Source organism: Streptacidiphilus carbonis, assembly GCF_000787775.1.
GTDB lineage: Bacteria > Actinomycetota > Actinomycetes > Streptomycetales > Streptomycetaceae > Streptacidiphilus > Streptacidiphilus carbonis.
Genome location: NZ_BBPM01000050.1, coordinates 14,932 through 23,089, shown reverse-complemented (window position 1 = coordinate 23,089; position 8,158 = coordinate 14,932). Strand labels below are relative to the sequence as shown.

The window sequence follows — 8,158 nt, the reverse complement described above, 5'->3', positions numbered from 1 at the left end:
GATCCGGGGGCGGAGGTCTTGTGGGGCGGGGCGGGGCCGGGGCGGACCGGTCGGGTCCCGAGGTGTCCGAGCGGCGGATATTCGGGCCGGGGAGTCGGGCGGGCCGCCTACCCTGTGGGTATGAAGATGGGAATTGTGGGTGCCACGGGCCAGGTCGGGGGCGTTGTACGCCGGATCCTCGAGGAGCGGGACTTCCCGGTGACGGAGCTGCGGCTGTTCGCCTCGGCCCGGTCGGCCGGCAGGGAGCTGCCCTGGAAGGACGGCGTCGTCACGGTGGAGGACGCGGCCACGGCCGACTACACCGGCCTCGACATCGTGATCTTCTCGGCCGGCGGTGCGACGTCCAAGGCGCTCGCGCCCAAGGTCGCCGCCGCGGGCGCGGTGGTGATCGACAACTCCTCCGCCTGGCGCAAGGACCCGCAGGTCCCGCTGGTGGTCTCGGAGGTCAACCCGCACGCGGTCGCGGACCGCCCGCTGGGGATCATCGCCAACCCCAACTGCACCACCATGGCCGCCATGCCGGTGCTGCGTCCGCTGCACCGGGAGGCCGGGCTGACCGCGCTGGTGGTGGCCACCTACCAGGCGGTGTCCGGCAGCGGGCTCAGCGGCGTGGCCGAGCTGCAGGGCCAGATCGACGCGGTCGGCAGCAAGGCCGGCGCGCTGACCCACGACGGCGCCGCGCTCGACTTCCCCGAGCCCAGGCAGTACGTCCGGCCGATCGCCTTCAACGTCCTGCCGATGGCGGGCTCGATCGTGGACGACGGCCTCAACGAGACCGACGAGGAGCAGAAGCTCCGCAGCGAGAGCCGCAAGATCCTGGAGATCCCCGAGCTCAAGGTGTCCGGGACCTGTGTCCGGGTGCCGGTGTTCACCGGGCACTCGCTGCAGGTCAACGCCCGCTTCGAGCGGCCGCTCAGCCCCGAGCGGGCCCGCGAGCTGCTCGCCGAGGCGCCGGGGGTGGAGCTCTCGGAGATCCCGACCCCGCTGCAGGCCGCAGGGCAGGACCCGTCCTACGTGGGCCGGATCCGGGCCGACGAGACCGCCGAGAACGGGTTGTCGCTGTTCATCTCCAACGACAACCTCCGCAAGGGCGCGGCGCTGAACGCGGTGCAGATCGCGGAGCTGGTCGCGGCGGAGCTCGCGGCGCGGTAGGACGCTTCTCTCTGCTCTTGTCCGCGGACCGTGCGCGACAAGCCATGCACGGTCCGCGGACAGAAGAGATCCGTCAGCGACTTCGCTCCTCGTCGGCGTCGGCGTCGGTGTCGTCGGCGTTGGGGAGGAAGCGGCCGCCGGTGCCGTTGGGGGCTTCCTTCCGGGGTGCCGGGACGGTTGGGGGCGGGGCCGTGACGCTCGGGTGCGCCGGGTGCTCGAACGGGGCCCGGACCACCTCGTAGGCCGGACTGCTGTAGCCGGGGCTGCTGAAGTGGGTCTCGTTGTCGTCCTCGTCCGCCTCGACCTCCTCCCCGCGCTGGTTGGTGATGCCCTCCGGGCCGGGGCTGGTGAAGCCCGGGCTGGTGAAGTGGGTCTCGCCGCCCTCCTCGGGTTCGACCTCCTCGCCGCGGGGGTTGGTGATCCGCTCCGGCCCCGGGCTGGTGAACCCCGGGCTGGTGAAGCCCAGCCGCGGGCGGGTGCGGACCAGGCTGACGCCGGCCGGGCGCGGCTTCGGCGGGCGCGGGGTGGTGCCCAACTGGGCCAGCAGGTAGGGGAGCAGGCCGCGGTCGCGGAGCGCGCCGTGCCAGGCCTCGCGGGCCTTGGCCAGTTCCGCGTAGAGCTCGGGGTTGCGGCCCTGCGGCGGTGCCGAGGAGTCACGGGCGGCGGTGAGCAGCAGCCCGATGATGTCGGCGGCGATCGCGGCCACGCAGATCACCGCGGCGACCAGTCCGGCGGTGACCAGCGGCTGGCCCAGGCTCTGGCCGTCCGCGCGCAGCCCGTAGCCGAGCAGGAGCAGCAGCAGGGCGCTGAATCCGGACAGGATCGGCAGCAGCACGGCGATCAGCGGCACCAGACCGGCCCGCTCGGCGGCGATCAGCGGGCTCTCCGGCTCCTGCCACTGCGCCGGGTCGTCGCCGCCCAGGCGTTCCCAGTCCGGGACCGGGGCGGTGCGGCGGGCCTGTTCGCGCAGTTCGACGAAGTACGAGTACTCGACCGCGGCGGTGCCGGCGACCGTGGCGAAGTCGCGCATGGCACGGGTGTGCAGTTGCTCGGCGTTGGGTCCCGTGGGCGCGTGGCGGAGGGCCGAGCGGACCTGTTCGTTGTGGAGGAGTTCCTCCAGGATCCGCTCGTAGTCGGTCTTGTCCTCGGCCTGCAGGTACGGAGCGCTGTCCATGTTCTACCCAGCCCTCTTCTCGTCGGCCCTGTGCAGCCCGCCCGGCGATCCGGCCCTACTCGGGTTGCAGGGGTGCGCCCCTCGAACGCTCCGTCAGCATCCGGTGCTGGAAGGCGGAGCGGATACAGCAGGGACTTCGATGGTAGAGGTCGGCGCGGACCCGCTGACAGTCGGTTTCCGGAATTTCCGGGGCAGGTGGGGCACGTGTTGCCAATGGCACGTGCCCCTGGCATAGCCTCAGACCAGCGGGAGGCGGGCGATGAGCAGTCGGCCCTCGCCCTCCATGGTGACCCCGCCGTCCATGGCGATGGCGAGGTCGTCCGCGTACACGTGCGGTCCGGTGACCTGCTTGGCGGGCTGCCCGTCCTCGGACGGGGCGTCGCCGAGCAGATAGGGGATGGGGCTGTGGCCGTGCACCACGCGCCGGCCGCCGAGCACGTCCAGCAGTTCGTGCACCGCAGCCGGTCCGCCGTCGCCGCGGAAGGCGAAGCGCTTGGTCATCCGGCGGAAGCAGTCCCACCACTCGTCGCCGTCACCGCGGTTGAGCACCCCGTGGATGGCGTCGTTGACCGCGTCGACCGAGTCGCCGTACTCCAGGTAGGCGGTGGTGTCGGAGTGCACCAGCAGGTGGCCGTCCTCGACGGTCATCGCCGGGAGCCTGGTGAGCCAGGCGACATGGTGGTCCTCCAGCCGCTCCATGTCGCTCGGCTGTCCGCCGTTCAGGCGCCAGGCGGCGAGGAAGGACGCGGTGCCGGCGCTGGACTGGACCGCGTCGTCGCCGAAGCGGTCGGCGCCGAGTAGCAGCAGCTCGTGGTTGCCCATCAGCGCGCGGCAGTAGCCGCCGGAGGCGGCGGCCTCGGCGGCGAGCTGCATCACCAGGTCGATGACGCCGATGCCGTCCGGACCGCGGTCGGTGAAGTCGCCCAGGAACCAGACCCGGGCCCGGCCGGCCGACCAGTGCCCCTCGCCGTCGATCAGCCCCTCGGCGTGCAGGCCGTCCAGCAGCTCCTGCAGGTAGCCGTGGATGTCGCCGATGACGTAGAGCGGGCCGACCGGGTCGTCGCCGTCGTACGCCGGTTCACGGCCCTCGTGCGGCGCGTGGCCGAGCGCGTCGACCAGGGTCGGCGGGTGGCCGTAGGGGTCGGCGCCGGCGCCGGGGGCGACGGCCACCGGCGCGCCGAGTTCGAGGGTCGGCGGGTCGTGCGGAGCCGGCGGGGGAGGCGGTGGCGGCGGAGCCATCGCCGCCGGCGGTGCGGCGGGGGCGGGATAGCGCTCCGGTGGCGGGTTGAAGAAGTCGTACGTCGTGGACCCGTCGCCGTGGAGGGGCGCCCCGTCGGGGCGCTCTGGCGTACGGGGGCCTGGGTCCGGCAGGTCAGGCCGGGCGTAGGGGTCCACCGATGTCATTCGCCCATCATAGGAAGCTGCTCTTCGCGGTGTACGCACCTGGGGCGCATCAATCCCGCGAGGCGGGTGGGGCGATGCGCCGAAGATGAACGTTTGTCATGATTTCTGCTTCGAATCAGGGCGGTTTGATGCTCCTTATGCTTCGCCGGGTTCGCGCGGTGCGGAGACTGTGGTGCGTGGAGCGCGCCGCTGCGAGGAGCGTCGGACGATCAGCTCGGTGGGCATCAGCTGCCCCTCGGGGGTGTCCGTGGTGGGCGCCGGACCGATGCCCTCGATGGCGTCGATGAGCAGGTTCACCACCGTGGTGCCGATCCGCTGCGGCTTGAGCGACAGCGTGGTGATGGGCGGCTCGGTGGTGGCGTAGACGTCGCTCTCGCTGCAGCAGACCAGGAGCAGGTCCTCCGGCACCCGCAGCCCGTAGCGGCGGGCGGCGGCGAGCAGGTCGGTGCCGTTGGGGTCGAAGAGGCCGTACACGGCGTCCGGCCGGTCCGGACGCGCCAGCAGCCGGTCGGCGGCGACCGCCCCCGCGCAGGGGTCGTGCGCCGGGTACTCCTCGTACAGCGGCTCCTGGCCGACGCGGCGGCACCAGCAGAGGTAGGCCTCGGTGCTCAGCCGGGTGTAGGTGTCGGTGCTGGTCCCGGTGAGCAGGCCGATCCGGCGGGCGCCGGCGGCGGCCAGGTGGTCCAGGATCTCCAGGACCGCGCTGGCGTGGTCGTTGTCGACCCAGGCGGTGACCGGGCAGTTGCCCGGACGGCCGTCGCTGACCACCGGCAGGCCCTGCCGGTAGAGCTCGGCCACCATCGGGTCGTGGTCGGGCGGGTCGATCACCACGGTGCCGTCGAGGGCGACATTGCCCCAGACGTCGTGGCGCGAGGTGGCAGGGAGGACCACCAGGGCGTAGCCGCGGCTCAGCGCCGCGGAGGTGGCCGCCCTGGCCATCTCGGCGAAGTAGGCGAACTCGGTGAAGGTGAACGGTTCCTGGCCGTAGGTGGTGACGGTGAGACCGATCAGGCCGGACCGGCCGGTGCGCAGGGTGCGGGCCGCCGCGGAAGGCCGGTAGCCCAGCCGTTCGGCGACCTCGCGGACCTTGCTGCGGGTCTCGTCGGGGAGTCTGCCCTTGCCGTTGAGGGCATCGGAGACGGTGGTGATGGACACCCCCGCCGCGGCGGCGACATCCCTGATTCCGGCGCGCTCCATGCGCCGGGCGTGGGTGGGTCGCCGGCCGCTCTGGTTGGCTGCTGCTGCTGTCATGTCTGACCGATCGTATGGCTCATCACCGTTAGTAGATGGGGGTCTGGGATGGTTTGGTGAAGATACGTTTCTCCATGAGCATTTATGCCGTTTGCCCTTCCTGAGGCGATCAGTTGGGTTCGTATACCTGCGTTTCGTGTTTGTACCGCAGGCACAGCCGAGGAAGTCCCGGCGGACGGCGGGTGGAACATCTCACCCGCACGGGTGAGATATCGCCGATCGGCTCGTATGGTGATCTCGACCGGGTGCACGGCGAGGTGCACGGCGTGATGTGCGAAGGAAGACCACGTGAGCGAGACTCCGAAGCCGAAGCAGGGCCCCCGTCTGCGGGAGGCCCTCCAGGGCATTCCGGCCTACAAGCCCGGCAAGCCGGCCGCCGGTGGCGAGGGCGTGCCCGCGTTCAAGCTCTCCTCCAACGAGAACCCCTACCCGCCGCTGCCCGGGGTGCTGGAGGCCGCGGTCGCCGCCGCGGACAGCTTCAACCGCTACCCGGACCTGGCCGGCAGCGCGCTGGTCGCGGAGCTGGCCCAGCGGTTCGGCGTACCCGAGTCGCACATCGCCACCGGCACCGGCTCGGTCGGCGTGGCCCAGTCGCTGCTGCAGGCCACCTCGGGCCCGGGCGACGAGGTCGTCTACGCCTGGCGCTCGTTCGAGGCCTACCCGATCATCGTCCAGATCAGCGGCGCCACCTCGGTGCGGGTGCCGCTGGCCGAGGGCGAGGTGCACGACCTGGACGCGATGCTGGCGGCCGTCACCGAGCGCACCCGGCTGATCTTCGTCTGCAACCCCAACAACCCGACCGGGACCGCGGTCCGCCGCGCGGAGCTGGAGCGCTTCCTGGACGCGGTGCCGAGCGACGTCCTGGTGGTACTGGACGAGGCCTACTGCGAGTTCGTCCGCGACGCCGAGGTGCCCGACGGCATCGACCTCTACCGCGACCGCCCCAATGTCTGCGTGCTGCGCACCTTCTCCAAGGCCTACGGCCTGGCCGGGCTGCGGGTCGGCTTCGCCGTCGCGCACGAGCCGGTCGCGGCCGCGCTGCGGCAGACCGCGGTGCCGTTCGGCGTCAGCCAGCTGGCCCAGGACGCCGCGGTGGCCTCGCTGCGGGCCGAGCGGGAGCTGCTGCGCCGGGTGGAGGCGCTGGTCGGCGAGCGTGACCGGGTGGTCGCCGCGCTCGGCGCCCAGGGGTGGACGGTGCCGGACTCCCAGGCCAACTTCGTCTGGCTGCCGCTGGGTGAGCGGGCCCTGGACTTCGCGGCGGCCTGCGAGGCGGCCGGGGTCGTGGTGCGGCCCTTCGCCGGCGACGGGGTGCGGGTGAGCATCGGGGAGGTGGAGGCCAACGACCTCTTCGTGGACGTTGCCGGGGTGTTCCGCAAGGGTATGTAGGGCGGGTGTGCTGACGGACTTCGGCTGCGGACCGTATTGGGCTTGTCGCGCACGCCGTTAGACAAGCAGAGCCCCGCGCCCCTGGGGGCTGCAACTGGGCCGGTTGCATCTGCTCGGCGGCGCGACAAACCCCTGGCAGGGGCCTGTCGGGACGTTAGGGGGTTGCTGGTAGGGGACGGGTCGGGGGTGCTGCCGAAGGTAAGAAGACTGGGCCGACGCACCGGCTTTTGCCGGGGTATGCCGGATTCGCGGCCGGGGCGGTTGTCAGGGAACTCCCAGGATCCGTCCAGCGGATCGCTGGCAAGCCCGACCAGAGTCCCGGCCATGAAGGCGCTTCCACGACGGCGCAGGGCCGTCCTGCTCAACTCCCTGCTCGCGGTGGGTCTGCTGGTCGGGGCCGGGGCTGCGTACGCGGCCGTCGGGACCTCCGGCACCAGCAGCAGGAGCACCACCAGCAGCACGACGGCGACAGTGGAGAAGGGCACCGTGCTGGCGACGGTCTCGGGGTCGGGGACCCTGGTGTCGCCCTCGGACGCCGGCGACAGTTTCGTCACCGGCGGCACGGTGACCAAGGTCCATGTACAGGCCGGTGACAAGGTGACCAAGGGCGAGGTGCTCGCCGAGGTCGATCCCACCGACGCCGACGCGACCCTCGCCTCGGCCGAGGCGTCGCTGGTCTCGGCCAAGGCCAACCTGGTCTCCGCCGAGGCAGGGACGACCACCACCACGACGGTGGCCGCCACCTCGAACACCTCCAGCGGGTCCGGCGGCTCCAGCGGCTCCACGGGTTCCACGGGTTCCACCGGTTCCACCGGTTCGTCCGGTTCCACCGGTTCGTCCGGATCCGGCGGCTCGACCGGGTCCGGCAGCAGCGGCTCCACCAGGACCACGTCCACCACGTCCACCACGTCCACCGCCTCGCCGGCGGCGACGGCCAGTACCAAGAGCACCACCACGGTCAGCGCCACCGCGGTGGCCTCCGCCAAGTCCGCGGTCACCCAGGCCGAGAACGCCGTCACCGCCGCCCGGACCGCGGTGGACGGCACCGTGCTGAAGGCCAGCGTGGCCGGCACCGTGGCCTCGGTCAGCAACAAGGTCGGCGACACGGTCTCCGCCGGCTCCAGCTCCGGTTCCGGCAGCAGCGGGTCCGGCTCCACGTCCAGCAGCAGTTCGAGCAGCACCCCCACCGGCTTCGTGGTGATCACCAACCCCAGTGGCATGCAGGTCACCGCGGACTTCTCGGAGACCGACGCGCTCAAGCTGAAGAAGAACCAGGGCGCCACGGTCACCCTGAACGCCGAGTCCGACTCGACCCTGAACGCCAAGGTGGTCTCGGTCAGCTCGCTGCCGGTCAGCAGCTCCGGCACCGGCAGCTCCACCAGCGCGGTGGAGTACGAGGCCGTGCTCAGGATCACCAGCGACACCAGCGGCCTGCGCACCGGCCTCTCGGCCACCGTCGCGGTCGCCACCGGTGAGGCCGACAACGCGCTGTACCTGCCGACGGCGGCGGTGACCGGCACCGGGACCACCCGGACGGTGTCGCTGATCAACGCCGACGGCAGCACCACCACCAGGACGGTGACCGTGGGCGTGGAGGGCACCAGCGGCATCCAGATCGTCAGCGGGCTGACCGAGGGTCAGAAGGTCAAGGAGACCACCGTCTCCACCTCCAGCAACAACGGCTTCCCGGGCGGCGGCCAGGGCGGGGCCGGTGGCGGGTTCGGCGGAGGCGCCGGCGGTGGCGGGGCTCGCGGCAACTTCGGCGGCGGTGGCAACTGATGTCTCCCCGCC

The 8,158-nt window shown here is 72.0% G+C and carries 6 protein-coding genes; 3 read left to right on the top strand and 3 right to left on the bottom strand.

All coding sequences use genetic code 11. The features are described from left to right. Positions 1-120: 120 nt before the first annotated feature. Entirely contained in the window at positions 121-1,152 is a 1,032-nt protein-coding gene (locus TR46_RS29250) for an aspartate-semialdehyde dehydrogenase (protein ID WP_042407160.1), read from the top strand. A 73-nt stretch (positions 1,153-1,225) separates the two neighbouring features. Here TR46_RS29250 and TR46_RS38370 read toward each other — a convergent pair whose 3' ends face one another. The 3 genes from TR46_RS38370 to TR46_RS29235 form a co-directional block, all read right to left on the bottom strand. Next, positions 1,226-2,326 carry a hypothetical protein gene (locus TR46_RS38370; RefSeq protein WP_052433183.1) on the bottom strand — a complete coding sequence of 367 codons (1,101 nt, stop codon included), beginning with the start codon at positions 2,324-2,326 and terminating at the stop codon, positions 1,226-1,228. Between the two features lie 237 nt (positions 2,327-2,563). Continuing rightward, positions 2,564-3,730 carry a metallophosphoesterase gene (locus tag TR46_RS29240; RefSeq protein WP_084719033.1) on the bottom strand — a complete coding sequence of 389 codons (1,167 nt, stop codon included), beginning with the start codon at positions 3,728-3,730 and terminating at the stop codon, positions 2,564-2,566. Between the two features lie 135 nt (positions 3,731-3,865). Beyond that, complete coding sequence (locus TR46_RS29235; protein ID WP_042407157.1) at positions 3,866-4,981, bottom strand: LacI family DNA-binding transcriptional regulator; 1,116 nt, start codon at positions 4,979-4,981, stop codon at positions 3,866-3,868. Between the two features lie 288 nt (positions 4,982-5,269). Between TR46_RS29235 and hisC the strand changes: the two genes are divergently transcribed. Together hisC and TR46_RS29225 are read left to right on the top strand one after the other, a co-directional pair. Further along, the gene (hisC, locus tag TR46_RS29230; RefSeq protein ID WP_042407154.1) at positions 5,270-6,367 is read left to right on the top strand and encodes a histidinol-phosphate transaminase; all 1,098 of its coding nucleotides are present in this window, start codon (positions 5,270-5,272) and stop codon (positions 6,365-6,367) included. Between the two features lie 324 nt (positions 6,368-6,691). Beyond that, the gene (locus TR46_RS29225) at positions 6,692-8,146 is read left to right on the top strand and encodes an efflux RND transporter periplasmic adaptor subunit (protein WP_042407150.1); all 1,455 of its coding nucleotides are present in this window, start codon (positions 6,692-6,694) and stop codon (positions 8,144-8,146) included. Positions 8,147-8,158: the final 12 nt, after the last annotated feature.

Coding starts and splice junctions, on each gene's coding strand:
- TR46_RS29250 (WP_042407160.1), top strand. CDS start 121: ATGAAGATGGGAATTGTGGGTGCCACGGGCCAGGTCGGGGGCGTTGTA.
- TR46_RS38370 (WP_052433183.1), bottom strand. CDS start 2,326: ATGGACAGCGCTCCGTACCTGCAGGCCGAGGACAAGACCGACTACGAG.
- TR46_RS29240 (WP_084719033.1), bottom strand. CDS start 3,730: ATGACATCGGTGGACCCCTACGCCCGGCCTGACCTGCCGGACCCAGGC.
- TR46_RS29235 (WP_042407157.1), bottom strand. CDS start 4,981: ATGACAGCAGCAGCAGCCAACCAGAGCGGCCGGCGACCCACCCACGCC.
- TR46_RS29225 (WP_042407150.1), top strand. CDS start 6,692: ATGAAGGCGCTTCCACGACGGCGCAGGGCCGTCCTGCTCAACTCCCTG.